Source organism: Pseudideonella sakaiensis, assembly GCF_048320135.1.
Lineage (GTDB): Bacteria > Pseudomonadota > Gammaproteobacteria > Burkholderiales > Burkholderiaceae_C > Ideonella_A > Ideonella_A sakaiensis_A.
This window is the reverse complement of the sequence record NZ_CP182947.1, coordinates 348,116-368,690: the sequence shown is the minus strand read 5'-3', so window position 1 is coordinate 368,690 and position 20,575 is coordinate 348,116. Positions and strand designations below refer to the sequence as shown.

Below are 20,575 nucleotides of genomic sequence, written 5' to 3'. Positions count from 1 at the left end.
GGCGGGCGCCGAGGAAAGGGATGGCCTTGTTCAGGCGGCCTTGTTCAGGCTGTCGAAATCCTGGCCACGTTCGACGAGCTCGACCAGCAGCGGCGACGGCTGCCAGAAGATCGGGTCCTGCTTCGCAAACTCGCGGATATCGGCCAGCACCTTGGGCAGGCCGACCATGTCGGCATATTTCATCGGGCCGCCGCGATGGCGCGGGAAACCGTATCCGGCGATGAAGGTCACGTCGACGTCGAGCGGCCGCAATGCGATGCCCTCGTGCACGACGTTCGCACCTTCATTGATCATCGCGGCAAGATACCTGCGCACGATCTCGTCGTTGTCGAAGCTGCGCGGCGTGATGCCTGCGCGCTGGCGCTCCGCATCGACGATCGCAAGCACCTCGGGATCGGGTGCGCCGCTGCGCGGACCCTTGGGATAGACGTAGTAGCCGCGACCGGTCTTCTGGCCGAACCAGCCGCGTTCGCAGATCCGGTCGGCGATTTCGACGTAGCGGGCGCGCGGATCGCGGGTCGGCGCACGGCGCTTGCGGGTGGCCCAGCCGATGTCGCCGCCGGCCAGGTCGGCGACCTGGAACGGCCCCATCGGATAACCGAATTCGCGCAGCGCCTCGTCGATCTGGTACGGCGAAGCGCCGTCCTCCATCATGTGGTCGGCCGCCTGGCGATAGACCGCCAGGATGCGGTTGCCGATGAAGCCGTCGCAGACGCCGGCGCGCACCGCGACCTTGCGCAGCTTCTTCGCCAGCTCGAAGCCGGTCGCGACCACATCGGCCGCCACCTGCTTCGGCACGACGATCTCGAGCAGCTTCATGATGTGGGCCGGCGAGAAGAAGTGCAGGCCGACCACATCCTGCGGCCGCGAGATGCTGGCAGCGATCTCGTCGATGTCGAGGTACGAGGTGTTGGTGGCCAGTACCGCGCCGGGTTTGCAGACACGGTCGAGTTCGGCGAAGACCGCCTTCTTCACCGCCATGTCCTCGAACACCGCCTCGATGACGATGTCGACGCTGCCGAGCGTGTCGTAGCCGACGGCGCCGTTGAAACGCGCCATCACCTTGTCTTTCGCTTCGGCGCTCAAGCGGCCTTTTGTCACCAGGCTGTCGTAGACCTTCTCGACGTTGGCACGGCCGCGGGCCAGGCTCTCTTCGTCGCGCTCGACCATCGTCACCGTCATGCCCGCATCGAGCATCGCGATCGCGATGCCGGCGCCCATCGTGCCGCCACCGATCACGCCGGCCGAGGCCAGCGGACGCGGCTGCGCCGCCTTCGCTTCCGGAACCTTCACGACTTCGCGTTCGGCGAAGAAGGCGTGGATCAGCCCGGCGCGTTGCGGGCTGTCGATGCATTGCAGGAAGGCCGCGCGCTCGATGCGCAGGCCCTCGTCGAACGCCTGGTCGAGCGCAGCCTCGACCGCTTCGACGATCTTGCCCGGTGAAAACAGGCCGCGGCTCTTCGCGGCGACGTCGGGGCGCGCTGTGTCGATCGCGGCGCGACTCGTTTTGACATCGGCCAAGCCCTTCGCATCGCGGGTGCGGCGCACCGGTGCGCCGGCGGCGAGCAGTTCCTGCGCATAGGCCAGGCCTTCGGCGAGGATGTCGTCGCTGCGGCCGATCCGGTCGACCAGGCCGAGCGACAGCGCTTCCTTCGCGCCGATCTGGCGTCCGCTCAGCATCATCTCGAGTGCAGCCGCGGCGCCGATCAGGCGCGGCGTGCGCTGCGTGCCGCCGGCGCCGGGCAACAGGCCGAGCTGAACTTCGGGCAGGCCGAGCTTGACGCCGTTCATCGCCAGCCGATAGTGCGCGGCCAGCGCGACTTCGAGACCGCCGCCAAGTGCGGCGCCGTGCAGCGCAGCGATCACCGGCTTGTCGCTCGCCTCGATGCGGTTGCAGACGTCTGGCAGCACCGGTTGCAGCGGCGGCTTGCCGAATTCGCGGATGTCAGCACCGGCAATGAAATTGCGGCCGGCACCGACGATCAGCACCGCGCCGACAGCCGGATCGACCTGCGCCGCAGCGATCGCATCGACCAGACCACGGCGCACGTCGACGCCGAGTGCGTTGACCGGCGGGTTGTCGATGCTGACGAGCAGTACCTTGCCGAGCAGGCGCGAGCTGACGGGTGCGAAATCGGTGTCCTGGGCCATGCAATCTCCATTGATGTTTCGTCGATGGGTCATTGTTGTCCGTGCTAGCCGTTTTGACAATTCCTTTGATGATTGACATAGTGTCAAAGAATGTTTGACATAGATCCGGGTTTTTACGGGTGACGTGATGGATATCAATTCACTGACGCTGCTGGTCGAAATCCTCGATGCGGGCAATCTGAGCGAAGCTGCGCGGCGTCTGAAGATGACGCGCGCCAATGTCAGCTACCACCTGAACCAGCTCGAGCGCTCGCTCGGCCAGCAACTGGTCAGGCGGACGACGCGGCGCGCCGAAGCGACTGAGGCCGGCCTTCAGCTGTATGAACACGGCAAGCGGATCCGCAACGAATGGCTGGCAGCGCGCGAAGCGATCGCGACGCTTGGCCAGACGCTGCAAGGCCGGGTCCGGCTCAGCGTGCCGAGCGGTTATGGCCAGCTCGTGATGTCGAGTTGGCTGATCGATTTCAAGCGCGACTATCCCGGCATCGTGCTCGATGTGGTGTTCGAGAACCGGGTCGAGGATCTGATCCGCGACGAGGTCGACATCGCGGTGCGGGTGATCTCGGAGCCACCGCAGAACCTGGTTGCGCGAGAGATGGGCACGATGAATTACGTCGTCTGCGCATCCCGCGACTTTGCCGACGCGAACGGCATGCCGGCCGACCTGCAGGCGCTTCGCACGGTGCCGCTGGTCGCGTCGGCCGTGGTCAGCCGGCAGCTGCGCGTGACCGCCTACCTGGGATCGGAGCGGCACGAGGTGATCGTCCAGCCGACGCTGATTTCAGAAAACTACCTTTTCCTGCGGCAGGCGGTGCTCGGCGGACTGGGCGTCGGCATGCTGCCCGATTACGTGGTGCAGGAAGACGTCGAACGCGGTGACGTCGTGACCGCACTGCACCAGTGGCGGCTCAGCATCTTCGGTACCGGCATGTACATGCTGTACATGCCGAACCGCCACCACACACGCGCCGCCTCGACCTTCATCGACTTCATGCTCGCACGCGCCCGGCAGGAGGCCGGGGCGGCGCGAGATTCCGGCAGGACAGGGGCGGCCGGCTAGTCGGGATCGGCCGTGCACCCCGGGGCGATGCGACATGCTCAGCTGGGCCGCATCTCGGCCCGCGCTGCATACAGCCCCAGCTCGACATCGTTGCGCGCGCCGGTCTTGTCGAGCACGCGGGCCCGGTAGCTGGCGACTGCCTGCTGCGACAACACCAGCTCGTCGGCAATCTCGGCGATGCTGCGGCCGGCGCAGATCAGCCGGAAGACCTTGTATTCGCGGTGCGACAACTGTTCGTGCACCGGCGCCCGGTTGTCGAGCGCGCGGCCATCGCCAATCGCGCCGGCGAGTTGCCCTGCCACCGACGGCGTGATGAACAGGCCGCCGCAGACGACCTTTCGGATCGCGCCGGTCATCTGCCGACTGTCGGCGCTCTTGTTCAGATAACCGGCGGCGCCGAGCTTCATGCTGCGCACGGCATATTGCTTGTCGGGATAGCTGCTGAGCATCAGCACCGGCATGCGCGGGTATTCGACTCTCATCTGGCGCAGCGCATCGAGGCCGTCGCGGTGCGGCATCGTGATGTCCATCAGCACGACGTCGATCGCCGCACCATCGCCGGCCAGCGCGCGCACGGTGCGAACCGCCGCCTCGCCGCTGTCGGCCTCGGCCGCAAGCAGGATGTCGTCGGCGTCGGCAAGCACCTGCCGGATCGCCTCGCGGACCAGCGCATGGTCATCGCAGAGCAGAACCCGGATCGTCATCGGGCGCCTTCGACCGGCATCGCAGAATCGCTGGCGTCCGGCAGCGGCATCGTCAGCAGCAAGCTCGCGCCTGCCGACCCGACGCGCTTCAGCGTGCCGCCAAAACGGTGCGCCCGCTCGCGCGCGGCAACCAGGGTGTCGGCGACATCGTCGCCGTCGGCATCGGCTGCAGCGTCGCCGCCGACCTCCAGGTGCAGCACAGGCTGCGGCGGACCGTCGACATAAAGCCGGACGCGCAGCGTCGTGACACCTTTCTGGTGCACGATCTCCGCGATCAACTGCTGGAAGATCCTGAACACCGCGGTCGACCAGCGCTCGCCGACAGTGCCGGTCGGCAATTCGACGCCGTGGCAGACGTGCAGCTTGACGTCGCCGCGCAGCCTGCGCGATTCCAGCGTCTCCTCGGCCCGCCATTCGAGTGCGGCCCACAGCCCCTGGTGATCGAGGATGCTTGGTCGCAACTCGGTCGTGATGCGGCCGACCTGCTCGACCGCGGCATCGAGCCGCTGCCCGATCTGCCGGGCTTTCACCTGCAGTTCGCTGCGCTCGGCCAGGCGGTCGGTGAGCCAGTCGATCTCCAGCTTCGTCGCCACCAGCAGCGATCCCAGCTGTTCGTGAATATCGCGGGCGAGGCGCGCCCGCTCATCCTCGTGCTGCGCATCGAGGCGGGCGGCAAGCTCGCGCAGCAGGATCGGCGGTCCGGCCTGGCCGGCAGGGTTTGGTTCTTTCGGGCTGTCGTGGCGCATCGGTTCACTGGCTTTCGAGCCCGCAGACCTGCAAGGCGCGTGCCCGACGGCGCAAGCTGCCGCAGCGGTGCGGCGCGACGCCCTGGCCACGGCGGGCGCCGCGTCGGTCTGGAGCCGGTCTTCGGGCACCGGCCACAACCATCTGTCGGCTGCCCATGCCACCAACGGCCGAGCACCGCACCTGTTGCCGCAGAATGGCGTATGGCATGCCCTCAGCCTTCAGCACCTCGCCGATACAGGTCGGCATCGGCCGGGACCGACTCGTCATGCTGACCCGGTATGCGATCCTGATTTTCTGGCGCTCGCTGGCCTTGTGCTGCGTGGTGCTCGGCATCGCCGGGGCTTTTCTGCCGGTGCTGCCGACGACACCGTTTCTGCTGGTCGCCGCCTGGGCGGGCAGCAAGGGCTGGCCACAACTCGAACGTTGGCTGGTCGAACATCCCCGCTGGGGAACGTCCATCCGCCGCTGGTGCGACCACCGCGCGGTTCCGCGCAGCGCCAAGTGGGCGGCCAGCGCGACGATGTTGTTCAGCAGCGTCGTGCTTGTCTTGTCGGCAGTGCCGCTGGCACTCAAGATTGGCGTGCCGCTGCTGATGTCGTGTGTCGCTGCGTGGTTGTGGCTCCGCCCGGAAGGCTGAACCAGATCGACAGCCGCAAAGGGCACAAGCGAGCGGCAGCGAACGAGCCGGTGTCGCTGCGCACGACGGTCAAGGGCGATCTGGTGCCAATAGGGGAGTCGAGGTCTCGCTGTTCGGCGGCAGCGGCAACAAGCTGGCCAACTGGTCGATCACGCCAGGGCGGCAAGGAAGCCGAGCGGGTTCTTGGTCAATGCGACCGAGACGATCCAGCCGGCAGTGACCAGTGCGGCGAACCAGGCGGCCGCACGAACCGCAAGCGGCCGAGTCGGGCGCAGTGCGATCACGCCGAGGCCGACATACACGAACAGGCCGATGACCTTCGCGGTCAGCCACGGCGCATTGCCCGGGGTCGCCCGCAGCGACCAGGCCAGCCAGAGCGCAGAAAGCAGCAACACCGTGTCGACGACATGTGGCAGCGTCTTCGCGGCGCGACCAGCAACCCCGTGCGCACCCCTCAGCGCAGCCCAGCCACGGAAGAAAAAGCCGCTCAGCGACAAGGCCACCGCGGTCTGATGGACGATCTTGACGGTCGAATAGTCGATGGGCACGTGACGATCGCAGCGGGCGCGTCGGGCTAGCCTGCCGCGCGGGCTTGCCGCAGCAATGCAAGCAGTGTCGCCGTCTCGACCGGTTTCACGAGGTGGTGGTTGAAGCCTGCGGCCCGGGTGCGGGCGATGTCTTCCGGTTGCCCGTAACCGGTCAGCGCAATGTAGGTCGCCGACGGCAGGCGATCGCGCAGCAGCCTGGCCAGTTCATGGCCATCGATATCGGGCAGGCCGATATCGAGCACGCAGACCTCCCAGTCGTCGCGACTGGCGGCATCGAGCGCACTGCGGCCGTCGTGGGCAACGCCGACCTCGTGGCCGGCCGACGACAGCAGCACCGCCAGCATGTCGGCAGCGTCGCGGTTGTCGTCGACCAGCAGGATGCGCAACGTGTCGCCGCCCGGCCCGGCAGCAGCCGCTGCCGCTGGCTCGACGCGCGAGACCTGCGCCGTCGCGTCGAGCCGCGGCAGCGTCAGCACGAAGCGGCTGCCCGAGCCGGTGCCGCGGCTGGTCGCGACGACACGGCCGCCGTGCAGCTCGGCGATCCGCTTGACGAGCACCAGCCCGATGCCAAGACCGCCTTCGGCGCGCCCGGCCGCGCGCTTGCCTTGCGCAAACAGTTCGAACAGGTGCGGCAGCAGGTGTTCGTCGATGCCCGGGCCGTTGTCGTCGACGCTGACTTCCACCTGACCTGTTTCATCGACCTGCAGGCCGAGCGAGATGCTGCCGCCGCGCTGGGTATAACGGGCCGCATTGTTCAGCAGGTTGACGACCGCCTGGATCAGGCGTGTTGCATCGCCGGACACCAGCACCGGCTCGTCGGCAATGCGGATCGTCAGCTGGTGCGCTTTCGCGTCGATCGCCGGGCGCGCCTGCTCGACCGCGTGGTCGATGATGGTGCGCAGGTCGACATCGTGGCGTTCGAATTCGACCAGCCCGTGCATCACCCGCGAGACATCGAGCAGGTCGTCGACCAGCTCGGTCATGTGGCGCACCTGGCGCAGGATGACCTCGCTGGCGCGCTGCGTCTGCTGCTGATTGCCGACCCGCAGCTCGAGCAGCTGGGACGCCGCGCCGATCGCGGCCAACGGGTTGCGCAATTCGTGCGCCAGCATCGCGAGGAATTCGTCCTTGCGGCGGTCGCCGTCGCGCAGTGCCTGCTCGGCCCTCTTGTAGGCGTCGATGCTGATCGTCGCGCCGACCATGTGCGTGATCTTGCCGGCCGCGTCGCGCGCGACCTGGGCCCAGGTCGACAGCCACTGCAGCCGCTGGTCGGGCATCACGATTCGGAACTCGGCGGAAAAATCACCTTCTCCTGCCAACGCGGCCTCGATCTTCTGCCACAGCGCGCCCCGGTCTTCGGGATGGACGAGCGCAGAGAAATCCTCTGCCCGGCCACCGAACGTGCCGGGTTCCAGCCCGTGCAGGCGATAGACCTCGTCTGTCCACTCGACGCGGTTCGTGATCACATCCCATTCCCAGATGCCGATGCTGCCGGCGCGGATCGCCAGCCGCAGCCGTTCCTCGGTCTGGCGCAGGCTGCGCTCGGCCTCGTGCAGCGCCGACACGTCGGTATTGGTGCCGAACCACTGCACGACCGCGCCCGATTCGTCCTTCAGCGGCGCGACCAATGTAAAAAACGGGCGGAAACGGCCATCGCTGCCGCGCAGGGGAAAAGTCATCTGGAACGGCTCTCCGCTGTGCAGCGACTGCTGCCAGCGCTCGACCACCTCGGGCAGCACCGCCGGATCGTGCACGGCCTTCCAGCCGTCGTCCTGCATCTGCTCGATCGTGCTGCCGGTATAGGCAAACCAGCGTTCGTTGAACCAGTGGATGTTGCCGTCAGGATGCGCCATCCAGGCCATCTGCGGAATCGTGTTCGCGAGCTGCTTCAGGCGCTGCTCGCTGGCCTCCAGCGCCTTGCGCGTGCGCATCTCGGCCGAGACGTCCTCGTGGATCAGCATCACTTCGCGCACCGCACCGCTGGCATCGCGCACCGGATGGGCGTGCGCCTTGACCCAGCGGGCAATACCGGGTTTGCCGATTTCGGCCGGGTCGTAGACGATGGCCGGCATTTCGACCGATTCACCGGCAAAGGCGCGCTGGAAATAGCCGGTGATGCCTTTCGCCGCCAACTGCGGATCGGTCAGCACGTTGTATTCGCTGAGCACATAGCGCATCAGCTCCGAATTGCCTTCGACCTGCCAAAGCTCCTGCCACGCCCTGTTGACTTGCAGCGTGCGGCCGTCCGTCGCCAGCAACTGCACACTGAATGGCGCCTGCTCGAACAGGATCTGGAAGCGGTCGTCCGGCGTCGCGGACGGCTGGTGGTCATTGCCCATGCGTTGGTCGGCGGGCGCGCGATGGCGGCCCCGGGAGCTGCAGCGAATACCGGATTTTGCGCTACCGGCCGGGGCGCTGCCAGCGCCGCCAGGGGCGGCGTGCCGCTGCGGCGCGACGGTCCGTTTCTGGCCAGTTCGCAGCTGCGCTGCCGAGTTGGATCAACGCGCGGATCAGACGCAGCGGCGGTGTCGCTCGATGCAGGTATCGAGCACCTCGCCGCCGTCGCGCTGCCACCAGTTGCCGGTCGAGAAGATCTCGACCTCGCTGTAGCCGGCAAAACCCTGGGCCTCGACCCAGCCGCGGATCTGCGCGATGTCGATCACGCCGTCGCCCATCATGCCGCGGTCGTTCAGCAGGTCGGTCGTCGGCAGCAGCCAGTCGCAGACGTGGAAGGCGTGCAGCCGCTTGCCGCCGGCGCGTTCGATCTGCGAACGCAGCTTCGGGTCCCACCAGACGTGGTAGACATCGACGGCAACGCCGATCGCGCCGGACTGCACTGGATCGACCGCATCGCAGACATCGAGCGCCTGCTCGATCGTATTGATGCAGGCGCGGTCGGCCGCGTACATCGGGTGCAGCGGTTCGATCGCCAGTTTCATGTTGCGCTGGCGTGCATCGTCCAGCAGTTCGGCGATGCCGTCGGCCACCTGGCGGCGGGCGTCGGCGATGTCCTTGTGCGCCGGCTTGCCGCCGAGCGCGCCGGGCAGCCCGCCGACCACCAGCACCAGGCACGCGGCGTTCAGCTCGCAGGCCTCGTCGAGCGCGCGCAGGTTGTCGTCGCGCGCGGCCTGCCGGCCGGCTGCATCGGAGTAGGTGAACATGCCACCGCGGCAATATCCCGACAGCTCGAGGCCATGCGCCTTCACCGCTCGGCTGACGGCGGCCAGCCCGGCCGCCTGGACCTGGTCGCGCCACGGCGAGATCGCGCGGATGCCGCGTGCTGCGCAGGCGTCGAGGATCTGAAGCAGCGGCCAGTCCTCGCCGCGCTGCTGGCGCACAGTCGCGGTATTGATCGACAACCAGCGGTGGTCGTCGCTGAAATCGCGCATCACCGGGTCACCTGCGCGTCGACACCGTGCAGCGCCAGCAGATGCGCCATCCGGGAGACGGCCAGATCCGGCTGTTCGAGCAGCCCGGCCTCGTCGGCGAGGCGGAACAGTTCGGCAAGGTGCGGCAGCGAGCGGGTGCTTTGCTGGCCGCCGACCATCACGAAATGGTCCTGGTGACCGTTCAGCCAGGCCATGAAGACGACGCCGGTCTTGTAGAAGCGCGTCGGCGCCTTGAAGATGTGGCGCGACAGCGGCACCGTCGGCGCGAGGATCTGATGGAAACGCGCCTCGTCGCCGGCAGTCAGCGCCGCCAGCGCAGCACTGGCTGCCGGCGCGATCGCATCGAAGATGCCGAGCAGCGCATCGCTGTGACGGTGGGTCTCGATCTCGCCGACACCGTCGCCGGCAATCAGTTCGGCATAGTTGAAATCGTCGCCGGTATACATGCGCACGCCTGGCGGCAGCATGCGGCGCATCCTGATCTCCTGGTCCTTGTCGAGCAGCGAGATCTTGATGCCGTCGACCTTGGCTGGATGGGCGTTGATCACGTCGACTGCGGTCTGCATTGCAGCGGCGGTATCGGTGCTGCCCCAGTAGCCTTTCAGCGCCGGGTCGAACATGTCGCCGAGCCAGTGCAGCACGACCGGCTCGCGGGCCTGCGACAGCACACGGTCGTAGACCCGCAGGTAGTCGTCGGGTCCTTGCGCAACCCGCGCCAGCGCCCGGCTTGCCATCACGATCAGCTTGCCGCCGAGCGCCTCGATCGCCGCCATCTGCTCCTCGTAGGCGCGGATCACGTTGTCGACCGAGCGGGCTGCGTCGACTGCCAGGTGGTCGGTGCCGCAGCCGCTGGCGAGAAATGCGCCGGGCACGTCCTTGCTTGCGTCGATGGACCGACTGATCAGCTCGAGCGAAGTCGGCCAGTCCAGGCCCATGCCGCGCTGCGCGGTATCCATCGCCTCGGCAACGCCGAGCCCCATGCCCCAGAGCCGGCGGCGGTAGGCGAGGGTGGCGTCCCAGTCGATCGCGCAGTCGACCCACGGATCAACTGCGGCGCGTGAATCGGCAACCACATGGGCGGCCGAATAGGCAATGCGCGACAGCTTCTGGCCCGCCTTCGCCGGCGTGAAATCGCCGGGGCCTTGTATCTGGTAGGCCGCGAGGCCGGAGCCGTCGGCGGTGGGCAGGGTGAGTTTCATCGTGCTTCCTCTTTCGCTGGCGGGCTGAAATCGACGGGTCGGCGCCTGTCACAGCAATCTCCTCCCATATGGCGCTCAGATGCTCAACGGCTCGACATCGACCCAGCAGCGCGTTTTCCAGCTCTTCAGCGCATCCTCGACCAGTTGCACACCCTTGGCGCCTTCGGGCAGCGTCCAGCGGTAGGGTGCGTCTTCGACGACGTGGCGGATGAAGGCCTCCCACTGCAGCTTGAAGCCGTTGTCGTAGACCTCGGTATCGGGCACCTCCTGCCATTGGTCGAAGAACGGCATCGTCTGTTTTTCGTCCGGGTTCCAGACCGGCCGCGGCGTATTGACCCGCGACTGCGCGCGGCAGTCGCTGAGACCGGCCACCGCCGAGCCGTGGGTGCCGTCGACGTGGAAGGTCACGAGGTCGTCGCGGCGCACCCGCGTCGCCCACGAACTGTTGACCTGGGCGATCACCTTCTCGCCGTTGTGCCCCTTCAGTTCGAGTGTTGCGTAGGCGGCGTCGTCGGCGGTCGCCTGGTAGGGTTTGCCAGCTTCGTCCCAGCGCTGCGGGATGTGGGTCGCGCCGATGCAGCTGATGGCCTGCACCTCGCCAAACAGGTTGTCGAGCACATAACGCCAGTGGCACATCATGTCGAGGATCATGCCGCCGCCGTCTTCGCTGCGGTAGTTCCAGCTCGGCCGCTGGATCGGCTGCAGGTCGCCTTCGAAGACCCAGTAGCCGAATTCGATGCGAACGCTGAGCATCGTGCCGAAGAAGCCGGCGCGGCGCAGCATGTCGAGTTTGCGCAGCCCGGGGAGAAACAGCTTGTCTTGCACCGCGCCGTGTTTCAGTCCGGATTGCTGCGCGAGCTTGGCGATCTCGATTGCCTCGCCGAGGTTGGTTGCGATCGGTTTTTCGCAATAGACATGTTTGCCGGCGCGCAGTGCCTGGGCCAGCAGCTTCGGCCGCATCTGCGTCGTGCCGGCGTCGAAGAAGACGGTGTCGTCGGGATTGGCCAGCGCCGCGGCGAGGTCGCTGCCCCAGCGCTCGATGCCGTGTTCCTTCGCGAGGGCCTCGATCTTGTCGGCATTGCGGCCGACCAGGATCGGGTCGGGCATCACCTTGTCGCCGTTGGCCAGTGTGACGCCGCCCTGTTTGCGGATCGCGACGATCGAGCGGATCAGGTGCTGGTTTTTTCCCATGCGCCCGGTCACGCCGTGCATGATCAGGCCGAGTCGGCGGGTTGCCATGAGTTTCTCCTTTTCAATGGATCGGGCTCAGATCGGCCCACATTGGTTCGGTCGACCGCGCAAAGCCCGGTCGGTGCAGACTGCCCAGATCGAGCCGGCCGTCGCTGACCCGCAGCCGGATGCGGCCGTTCGCAGCACGTTCGTAGAAGCCGGGATGGGCGTCGGCAAAGGCTTCGGCTTCGGCCGCCGGCGCACTGCCGAAGCCGTCGACATAGTGGTGGCCATTGCGTTCGATGTCGGCGACGCCGAGGCTGGCCGCGAGCAGCGTGTCCTGCTGCACCGCCAAGCCGGCCTGGCAGGTCAGGTCCTCGCCCGACAACAGCAGACCGGCGCGCCCGCGCAGCGTTGCCGCACTGTGCAGCGAGCGGTAGATCCCCTTGCAGGCCTTGCTCGAGATGCCGCGGTAACCGATTGCGAGGCCTTGTTCGAGCGCCTCGTCGTGGTCGTCCGATTCGTCGAGGATCACCGGCACGTCGATGCCGAGCGATGCGATCGGCGTCTGCAAGGCGACTGCGCGAGGCAGCGGTTGCTCGAGCAGCAGCAGCCGCCGGTGCATCGCCTGCAAGGATGGCGTCGTGCTGAATCGCCGCCAGAAGGCGGCCAGCGCATCGACATCGGCAAAGGATTCATTGCCGTCGAGCGTGGCCCGATAGTCGCCAGCCTGTCCGTCGAGCAGCGCGGCAATGCGCTGCAGCCGCTCTATGTCGTCGTCGATGCGGCCGGACAGCTTCAGCTTGAAGCGGCGCAAGCCGTAGCGGGTGATCGCGTCGCTCAACGTCGCCGGCAAGCCGTCCTCCGGATCGGCCCCGGGGTCGGTGGCCGACAGGCGGTCGGCAAGGCCCACCGTATGGCGCAGCCAGACCGTCTGCGGCGTGACGATGCCGGCCTGCCCCGACCACGGGTCGCCGAGCGCACCGGACGCGACACCTTCGCACCAGCCGACGTCGAGCGCGCGCAGCGCGATATCGGCGATTGCCTTGTCGATCTGCGCCGGCCCGAACTGCGCGGCCAGCCGCGGCAGGCCATTGGCGACGGCGGTGCGGATCGCCTCGTCGCCATGCTCGTGCGACAAGGTCCAGGCATTGCCGCGCTGGCCGAGCAGCGCCGATCGGGCCCAGCGCAGCGCCGCGCGCAGTTGCTCGAAATTCTGTTCATGGGTCAGCGCCGGTGACTTGTCGAACCATTTCGGCACCATCAGTTCGGCACTTGCGCCGATCAGGCTGCGGCCATCGACTTCGGCCTCGACCCGCACGAAGGCCTGCGGGCAGCGGGTGACGGTGGCTGCGCCGAACCGAAATGGCAGGCGCAGAACGACAGGGCGTTCGAACAGGTCGATGCGACGGATCGTGACGATCGGAGCATTCATCTCAGGTGTTCCATCAGTCCGCGGACGTGGCCAACGCTGAATGCGGCGCAGCTGTCGGCATCGGGGTGGTAGTCGAAGGGTTCGATTGCCAGCCATCCGGCGTAGCCGAGCTGATGCAGCATCCGCAGCGCCGGCAGCACCGGCGTATCGCCCTGGCCGGGGCCGCGGCGGTTGTGGTCGTTCAGCTGTACATGGGCGATGTGTCCGCTCGGCAGCCAGCGGCGCAGCACGGCCGGCGCATCGTCCTGTTCGGCGTGCGACGCGGCGCTCAGGTCGAGCATGGTTTTCAGTCCCGGCGAAGCAATCTGGTCGACGACCGCGGTGGCTTCGGCGACGGTATTGATCAGCGGCGTCTCGAACGGCGCCAACGGCTCGATGCAATAGACGACACCGGCGCCATCTGCATGATCGGCCAGCCGCGCCCAGCCTTCGGTGCAACGCGCCAGTGCATCGGCCAGGCTCTGGCCGGCTGCCGGCGAGCGCTGCTTTGGCGATCCATGAACCAGCACCTGCGCCCCGCACGCGGCGGCAAAATCGATCAGCACGCGCAGCAAGTCGACGGTGCGCTCGAACAGCGCCGCATCGCCAGTCGACAAGGACAGGCCTTCGGGCTGCACCAGCAACCAGTGCAGGCTGGAGATCGTCAGCCCGTGATCGGCCGCCTGCCGGCGCAGGCGCTGCGCCGATGCGAGCGTCCAGTCGGCTGCGCCGCTGCCGACCGTGAACGGTGCCAGTTCGAGCGCATCGCAGCCGAGCGCGGCTGCGCGCGCGCATTGGGCCTCGAAATCCAGGTGCCGCAGCACCTCGTTGCACAGCGCGAGTTTCATGTCGTCGCCGGAACCGGCACGCGCCGGGTCGCCCACAGTTTCCAGACCACGACCGCGGCAATCATCAGCGCCAGTGATCCGGCGATCGGGCGGGTGAAGAACGGCGTCAGATCACCATCGGACAACACCAGCGCGCGGCGCAGGTTCTTTTCGAGCAGGTCGCCGAGCACGATGCCCAGCACCAGCGGCGCCATCGGATAACCGTAGTGGCGAAGCGCATAACCGATGATGCCGAAGGCGAGCATCACATAGACATCGAACAGCCGGCCGGCGATCGCGAAGCTGCCGACTGCGCACAACACGAAGATGATCGGCACGATCAGGTGTTGCGGCACCCGCAGCACCATCACCAGCAGCCGCGTCAACGTCAGCCCGTAGATCAGGATGCCGATCGTCGCGAACAGCATCATCGCGACGACGTCGTAGATGAACTGCGGATGCTGGACCATCATCATCGGCCCCGGCTGCACGCCGTGGATGATCATCGCCGCCATCAGCACCGCGGCCGGCGCCGAGCCCGGCACCGCCAGCGTCAGCACCGGAATCATCGCGCCGGGCACGCAGGCGTTGTCGCCGGTCTCGGCCGCCATCAGGCCCTCGATCGAGCCATTGCCGAATTGTTCCGGCTGCTTGCTGGCGCGCTTGGCCGCCGCATAGGATGACCAGGCGGCGACGTCCTCGCCTACGCCGGGAACGATGCCGACGCCGGTACCGATCAGCCCGGAGCGGATGATGGTGCGCCAGTGCCGCGCGATATCGGCCAGTTTCGGCAGCACCGCGTCGAAGGGGTTGACCTTCACCGGCGCGCGCCGTTCGCGCATTGCGGTCAGCAGTTCGGCAAAGCCGAAGGCGCCGACCAGCGCCGGCACCAGCTGGATGCCGCCGGCCAGATCGCGGTTGCCGAATGCGAAGCGTTCGTAGGCATATTGCGGTTCCTGGCCGATCGTCGCGACCAGCAGTCCGGCAATGCCGGCGATCCAGCCTTTCAGCGGATCGTCGCCAGTCAGCGAGCCGGCAATGATGACGCCGAACAGCGCCAGCCAGAAAAATTCATAGGCGCCGAATTTCAATGCCAGGTTGCCGAGAATCGGCGTGAACAGCGCGAGCATCGTCATGCCGATCAGCGTGCCGAGCACCGATCCGGTGGTCGCGATGCCCATCGCCCGGCCTGCCAGGCCCTGCTGTGCAAGCTTGAAGCCGTCGAGGCACGAGGCCGCCGATGCCGGCGTGCCCGGGATATTCAGCAGGATCGCCGATCGCGAGCCACCGTAGATCGCGCCGACATAGGTCGCGATCAGGATCAGCAGCGCCTGGTCGGCTTCCAGCTTGATCGTCAGCGTCGTCATCAGCGCCAGGCCCATCGTCGCGCTGAGGCCAGGCAATGCGCCGATCACGACGCCGATCAACGACGCCAGCAGCGCGTAGAAGATCACGAGCGGCGTCGCGAAATGCGCGATCGATGAACCGAAGGCCAGCAGTCCGTCGAACATGGGTCGGCGGCCTCAGGGCAGGCGGACGAAAAACAGGCGCTCGAAGACCAGCACCACGGCTGCAGCCGTCAGCACGCCCGCAAGAATCGCGATGCCGTAGCGCCGCAGCGGAGTCGGTGCGTCGGAATGGATCGCCGTGAAGACCGCGACGAACAAGGCGGTCGACAAGGCAAAAGGCGCACGGCCGAGCAGCACCGCCGCATAGCCGAGCGTCAGGACCAGGGTTCCTGCGATGCGTGCATTGAGCAGCGGCGCAGCAGGCCCGGTGCGCAGCGCCTTGCCACGAGGCCGCGCGCGCCAGCACAGCAACAGGCCGAGCAGCAACAGTGTGCCGCCGAACAGCGCCGGCACCAGCCCCGGCGCGGTGTAGATCGAGCCGCCCATGGTCTCGAAGCGGTCCATCCGTGCACTGGCTATCAACACGACAGCGCCGAGCGCGATCCAGAACAGGCCGCCACGCAGATCGGAGGATGCAGAAGAGGGGGTCGTGCTGCTCATGCGCGGTGGGGTCGACCTTCGGGTGTCATGGCGTATTCGGCTCGCGGGGTGCAGACGGCCCGCCAGCAGGTCCGGCCTGGCCGGGCCGCTGGCTGGCGCCTGCGGGTGGTGGTCAGGGCTTCGCGATGCCGACCGTGTCGGGCGAGACCTTGGCCTTGCCGGCAGCCTGCTGGACCCACGCATACGACTGGATCGCCGGAAAGACCGCTGCCTGAGCGGCATCGCCATGAGACGGCGCGAACAGTGCGCCGCGGTTCTGCGCATATTTCTTCAGTGCATCGCTGCTCGCGATCGGGCCTGCCCACAGCTTGTCGAGGGTTGCGATCACTTCAGGCGGCACGCCCTTCGGAACGAAGATGCCGAAATAATTGATCGGGTCCTTGAATCCCGGAATGAATTGCGACAGCGGCGGCACCGTGCCGTAACCTTCGATCTCGAGCGGCTTGTCGCCAACCACGGCCAGCGGACGGATCTTCTTCGCGCGGATCATCTCGGTCTGCTCGGCGGCAAGTTGGGTCGTCACCGGCGTCTCGCCGGCAACCGTTGCGACGACTGCCGGATTGCCGCCGTCATAAGTCACGTGCTTGTAGCTGACGCCGGCGGCGCGGGCGATCGCCTCGATCGCCGAGTGGCCGCTCGAATTGACGCCGGCGGTCGCCACCGCGATGCTGCCTGGCTTGGCCTTCATCGCGGCGATCAGGTCGGGCATCGTCTTGTACGGCGAATCGGCATTGACGCCGACCACGGCAATATGAGCGACGTTCAGGTACAGGTGCCAGTCCTTGATCCCGGTGTCGGACATGCCCAGCACCTGGTAGGTGCCCAGGTCCTTTGCGGCGCCGGCAGTCCAGGTATGACCGTCACGCGGCGCCTCGGCGGCATTCTTGGTGCCGACCGAACCCGACGCACCGGGCTGGTTCAGGATCACCACCTTCTGGTTCAAGGCCTTCTCGATCTCGGCGGCGGTGACCCGCGTGACCTGGTCGGTCGAACCGCCGGCTGCCCACGGAACGATGATCGTGATCGGCTTCGCCGGTTGCCACTGAGCCTGCGCCGACAGCGCGGCACAGAACAGGGCGGCGGCTGCCAACGGGCGGGTGACGTAATGGAATCGCATCGTCTGTCTCCTGATTGAATTCACCGAACGTTGAATTGTTCGGACTGGCCCGCAGCCTGTCAACAGCGTCGGCGCCCTCATTCCCTCAGTACATACCCGAGGATCACATCGCAGATGTGCGACAGCCGTTGCTGCAATGCCTTCGGCTTCATCAGGTCGTGGCCGAAGATCGAAGACAGCGTGTACTGGTTCGACAGATAGAAGTACGACAGCCCGGCAATCGAGATGTACAGCTGCATCGGGTCGATGCCGCCGCGCAGGCTGCCGTCGATGCGGCCGCGCTCGAGGATTTCGCCGAGCGTGATGATCAGCGGCGAATTCAGTTCGCGCACCCGCGACGAATCGTGCAGGTGGCCGGCACGGTGCAGGTTCTCGCTGTTCAGCAGCGACAGGAATTCCGGGTGTTCGAGGTAGTAGTGCCAGGTGAACTCGGTCAGTCGGCGGATCGCATCGGCCGGCGTCAGGTCGGTCAGGTGGAGGGCCCGTTCGGCTTCGCGGATATTCAGGTAGGTGTCCTCGAGCACCGCCAGGAACAACGCGTCCTTGTTCTCGAAGTAGTAGTAGATCAGCCGCTTGTTGAGTCCGGCGCGCTCGGCGATCCGCTCGACGCGCGCGCCACCGAGCCCGTGGGCGGCGAATTCGTCGCGCGCGGCAACCAGGATGGCTTCGCGCGAGCGGTCGGCATCTCGCTGCTTCGGAATGTCTCCGCGAGATTCTTCGGTATCGGTCATCGTGAGTTAGTTAACCATATGGAGAATTAAATGACAATCCGGTATGGCCCCGCATCGGCATCGACCGAGCGGTGCGAGCAGTGGACACGGCGCTGAACCGGCGCCCCGCACGCTGTCCACTACAGTTCGGCAATGAACCGTCTCAGCGTCTATCTCAGCGAACACGTCGGCATTGAACCCTGGGTCGCGAGCGTGGTTGCGATCGCGCTTGTCACGCTGATTGCGAACCAGATCGCCCGCGTGATGCTGCGCCACGCGGGCGGAATCACCGAACGGACCGCGACGGTCTGGGACGATGCGCTGGTGCACACCGCCAGCCGGCCGCTGGTCACCGCGATCTGGCTGGTCGGGCTCGGCTTCGTTGCTCGGGTGCTGCAGTTGCAGTCCGACGTTTCGTTCATCGACGAGACGCTGGCGGTGCGCGATGTCGGCCTGATCATCTGCGTTGCCTGGTTTCTGTGGCGCTTCATCGGCAAGGTCGGCACCAACATCGTTGCCGCCCGGGCCGCGCGCGGCGAAGAAATCGATCTGACAACGATCGATGCGCTGGGCAAGCTGGCGCGGCTGATCACGCTGGTCGTCGCGGTGCTGATCGCCGCGCAGACCCTCGGTTTCCAGATCACCGGCCTGCTGGCGCTCGGTGGCGTCGGTGGCATCGCGGTCGGTTTTGCCGCCAAGGACATCCTCGCCAACTTTTTCGGCGGCCTGACGATCTACCTCGACCGGCCATTTGTCGTCGGTGAATGGATCCGTTCGCCCGACAAGGAACTCGAAGGGACGGTCGAGCACATCAGTTGGCGCCACACCCGGATCCGCGCATTCAACAAGAACCCGATCTATGTGCCGAATGCCGTCTTCACGAACATCCTCGTCGAGAATCCGTCGCGGATGAGCCACCGCCGGATCAAGACGACGATCGGCGTGCGTTACGACGATTTCGATGCGGTGAAGGCCATCGTCGCCGACATCAAGACGATGCTGCAGCAGCACGAGGCGATCGACTCGAACATGACGCTGATCGTCAATTTCAACGAATACGGTGCCTCGTCGCTGGATCTGATGATCTATACCTTCACGAAGACGACCGTCTGGGTCGAGTTCCACGAGGTCAAGCAGGATGTGCTGCTGAAGATCGGCGAGATCATTGCCAAACATGGCGCCGAGATCGCCTTCCCGACCCGCACGCTGCACGTCCAGGGCGACTGGCCGGTCGATGCCGATGGCAGTGGCGCGAAGGCGGGCGATGGCGGCCAGCCGTCGGCTGTTGCTGGTTGAGCCGCCTGCTCAATAACCCTGCGCATTCGGATCGCGCCAGGCGCGCTCGAACGGCAGCCGCCAGGCGCGCGGCGCAATCAGCTGGTGGATGGCATTCGGTCCCCATGAGCCGGGTGCATACAGCCGCACCGGTGGCGGCGCCTCGAGCAGCCCGGTCGACAATTGCCACAGCCGCTCGATGCCTTCGGCGGTCGTGAACAAGGTGCGGTCGCCGCGCATTGCATCGAGGATCAGCCGCTCGTAGGCCTCGAGCACGTCGCCGATCATGCCGGTATCGTGCATCGCGAACTGCAGGCTGAGCTTGTCCAGCCGCAGCCCGGGCCCCGGGCGTTTGCCGTAGAACGACAACGACATCTTCGAGGCATCGGCAAGGTCGAAGGTCAGGTGGTCCGGGCCCTGCGCGCCGAAACCCGAATTGGCCGGGAACATGCTTTTTGGCGGTTCGCGGAACGCGATCGAGATGATGCGCTGGCCTTCGGCCATCCGCTTGCCGGTGCGCAGGTAGAACGGCACGCCGGCCCAGCGCCAGTTGTCGATATTGCAGCGCAGCGCGATGAAGGTCTCGGTTTCCGACTCGGCCGATACGCCGGGCTCGCCGCGGTAACCGCTGTACTGGCCGCGCACGACATCGTCCGGTGCAATCGGCAACATGCTGCGGAAAACCTTGTTTTTCTCCTCGCTGATCGGCGCCGGCTCGAGCGAGGTTGGCGGCTCCATTGCCATGAAGGCAAGGATCTGGAACAGGTGCGTGACGACCATGTCGCGAAATGCGCCGGTGGCCTCGTAGAAGGCCGACCGCGAGCCGAGACCGAGGGTTTCCGGGACGTCGATCTGCACGTGGTCGATGAAATTGCGGTTCCAGATCGGCTCGAACAGGCCGTTTGCGAAACGGAAGGCGAGGATGTTCTGCGCCGGCTCCTTGCCGAGAAAGTGGTCGATGCGGTAGATCTGCTGTTCGTCGAAGACCTCGTGCAGTTCGGCATTCAATTTGACCGCGCTTGCCAAATCGGTGCCGAACGGCTTTTCCATCACGATCCGCGAGTTCTCGACCAGCCCGGCCTCGCCGAGCAGATGCACTGCAGCCAACGCGGCATTCGGTGGCACGCTCAGGTAGTGCAGGCGCCGGTTTTCGCGGCCGAAACTTTTCTCGGCGGCGTCGACCGCCGCCTTCAGCGCGGCCGGGCCAGCCGACAGCGGCACATAGTCGAGCGATTCGGCAAAAGCCTGCCAATCGCTGGAACTGGTCTTGCGGGTAAAAAACTCGTCGATCGCCGCGCGCGCGAGTTCACGGAAGCGGTCGCGATCGATATCGTCGAGCGAGACGCCGATGATCCGGCAGCCGGGAATGAAGCCTTCGCTGGCCAGGTGGAACAGTCCCGGCAGCAATTTGCGCCGTGCCAGGTCACCGGTGGCGCCGAACAGCACGACGAGCTGCGGAAACCGCGGCCCGACTCCGGCTGGATTGACTCTTGGCATTCGCACTCCCGAGGATGTCGCTGCGCTCATCATCAACCGCGGCGAGCCCGGCTGTCCATCTTTTCGCTGCGGCGTTGTGGTTGTGCGTCCACTCGGTGACGCTTGCAAGACGATATGTTGC

The 20,575-nt window shown here is 66.4% G+C and carries 18 protein-coding genes; 3 read left to right on the top strand and 15 right to left on the bottom strand.

Annotated features, from left to right (window positions below; all coding sequences use genetic code 11):
• Positions 1 to 30 precede the first annotated feature (30 nt).
• Positions 31 to 2,151, bottom strand: coding sequence for a 3-hydroxyacyl-CoA dehydrogenase NAD-binding domain-containing protein (locus ACNH6H_RS01620; RefSeq protein WP_418315060.1), 2,121 nt, complete (start codon positions 2,149 to 2,151; stop codon positions 31 to 33).
• 127 nt (positions 2,152 to 2,278) lie between these two features.
• Between ACNH6H_RS01620 and ACNH6H_RS01615 the strand changes: the two genes are divergently transcribed.
• Positions 2,279 to 3,211 carry a LysR family transcriptional regulator gene (locus ACNH6H_RS01615; protein ID WP_418315058.1) on the top strand — a complete coding sequence of 311 codons (933 nt, stop codon included), beginning with the start codon at positions 2,279 to 2,281 and terminating at the stop codon, positions 3,209 to 3,211.
• Between the two features lie 38 nt (positions 3,212 to 3,249).
• Here ACNH6H_RS01615 and ACNH6H_RS01610 read toward each other — a convergent pair whose 3' ends face one another.
• A complete protein-coding gene (locus ACNH6H_RS01610) occupies positions 3,250 to 3,915 on the bottom strand; it encodes a response regulator (protein ID WP_418315056.1) in 666 nt (221 codons plus the stop codon).
• A complete protein-coding gene (locus tag ACNH6H_RS01605; protein WP_418315054.1) occupies positions 3,912 to 4,661 on the bottom strand; it encodes a sensor histidine kinase in 750 nt (249 codons plus the stop codon). Before ACNH6H_RS01605 ends, ACNH6H_RS01610 begins: the two co-directional genes overlap by 4 nt.
• Positions 4,662 to 4,867: 206 nt before the next feature.
• Between ACNH6H_RS01605 and ACNH6H_RS01600 the strand changes: the two genes are divergently transcribed.
• Positions 4,868 to 5,299 carry a YbaN family protein gene (locus ACNH6H_RS01600; protein WP_418315053.1) on the top strand — a complete coding sequence of 144 codons (432 nt, stop codon included), beginning with the start codon at positions 4,868 to 4,870 and terminating at the stop codon, positions 5,297 to 5,299.
• 149 nt (positions 5,300 to 5,448) lie between these two features.
• Here the strand turns inward: ACNH6H_RS01600 and ACNH6H_RS01595 are convergent, their stop codons facing one another.
• The 11 genes from ACNH6H_RS01595 to ACNH6H_RS01545 form a co-directional block, all read right to left on the bottom strand.
• Positions 5,449 to 5,847, bottom strand: coding sequence for a SirB2 family protein (locus ACNH6H_RS01595; protein ID WP_418315052.1), 399 nt, complete (start codon positions 5,845 to 5,847; stop codon positions 5,449 to 5,451).
• Positions 5,848 to 5,873: 26 nt separating this feature from the next.
• Positions 5,874 to 8,186, bottom strand: coding sequence for a PAS domain-containing protein (locus ACNH6H_RS01590; RefSeq protein ID WP_418315050.1), 2,313 nt, complete (start codon positions 8,184 to 8,186; stop codon positions 5,874 to 5,876).
• Positions 8,187 to 8,357: 171 nt separating this feature from the next.
• The gene (locus tag ACNH6H_RS01585) at positions 8,358 to 9,236 is read right to left on the bottom strand and encodes a sugar phosphate isomerase/epimerase family protein (protein ID WP_418315048.1); all 879 of its coding nucleotides are present in this window, start codon (positions 9,234 to 9,236) and stop codon (positions 8,358 to 8,360) included.
• A complete protein-coding gene (locus ACNH6H_RS01580) occupies positions 9,236 to 10,435 on the bottom strand; it encodes a dihydrodipicolinate synthase family protein (protein WP_418315046.1) in 1,200 nt (399 codons plus the stop codon). Before ACNH6H_RS01580 ends, ACNH6H_RS01585 begins: the two co-directional genes overlap by 1 nt.
• A 75-nt stretch (positions 10,436 to 10,510) precedes the next feature.
• Positions 10,511 to 11,674 (bottom strand): Gfo/Idh/MocA family protein, encoded by a 1,164-nt coding sequence (locus tag ACNH6H_RS01575; protein ID WP_418315044.1) that lies wholly within the window; start codon positions 11,672 to 11,674, stop codon positions 10,511 to 10,513.
• Positions 11,675 to 11,687: 13 nt separating this feature from the next.
• Entirely contained in the window at positions 11,688 to 13,040 is a 1,353-nt protein-coding gene (locus tag ACNH6H_RS01570) for a hypothetical protein (protein WP_418315042.1), read from the bottom strand.
• Positions 13,037 to 13,867, bottom strand: a complete 831-nt coding sequence (locus ACNH6H_RS01565; RefSeq protein ID WP_418315041.1) for a sugar phosphate isomerase/epimerase family protein — start codon at positions 13,865 to 13,867, stop codon at positions 13,037 to 13,039. The genes ACNH6H_RS01570 and ACNH6H_RS01565 overlap by 4 nt, the downstream gene beginning before the upstream one ends.
• A complete protein-coding gene (locus ACNH6H_RS01560) occupies positions 13,864 to 15,357 on the bottom strand; it encodes a tripartite tricarboxylate transporter permease (protein WP_418315039.1) in 1,494 nt (497 codons plus the stop codon). The genes ACNH6H_RS01565 and ACNH6H_RS01560 overlap by 4 nt, the downstream gene beginning before the upstream one ends.
• Before the next feature lie 12 nt (positions 15,358 to 15,369).
• On the bottom strand, positions 15,370 to 15,855 hold the full coding sequence (locus ACNH6H_RS01555) for a tripartite tricarboxylate transporter TctB family protein (RefSeq protein WP_418315037.1): 486 nt from the start codon (positions 15,853 to 15,855) through the stop codon (positions 15,370 to 15,372).
• Positions 15,856 to 15,967: 112 nt separating this feature from the next.
• Entirely contained in the window at positions 15,968 to 16,972 is a 1,005-nt protein-coding gene (locus tag ACNH6H_RS01550; protein ID WP_418315035.1) for a Bug family tripartite tricarboxylate transporter substrate binding protein, read from the bottom strand.
• Between the two features lie 77 nt (positions 16,973 to 17,049).
• Complete coding sequence (locus ACNH6H_RS01545) at positions 17,050 to 17,703, bottom strand: TetR family transcriptional regulator (protein ID WP_418315033.1); 654 nt, start codon at positions 17,701 to 17,703, stop codon at positions 17,050 to 17,052.
• A 132-nt stretch (positions 17,704 to 17,835) separates the two neighbouring features.
• On the opposite strand from ACNH6H_RS01545, the gene ACNH6H_RS01540 reads away from it, so the two are divergent.
• Entirely contained in the window at positions 17,836 to 18,978 is a 1,143-nt protein-coding gene (locus ACNH6H_RS01540) for a mechanosensitive ion channel family protein (RefSeq protein WP_418315031.1), read from the top strand.
• Positions 18,979 to 18,987: 9 nt separating this feature from the next.
• Here the strand turns inward: ACNH6H_RS01540 and zwf are convergent, their stop codons facing one another.
• Entirely contained in the window at positions 18,988 to 20,454 is a 1,467-nt protein-coding gene (zwf, locus tag ACNH6H_RS01535; protein WP_418315029.1) for a glucose-6-phosphate dehydrogenase, read from the bottom strand.
• Positions 20,455 to 20,575 lie beyond the last annotated feature (121 nt).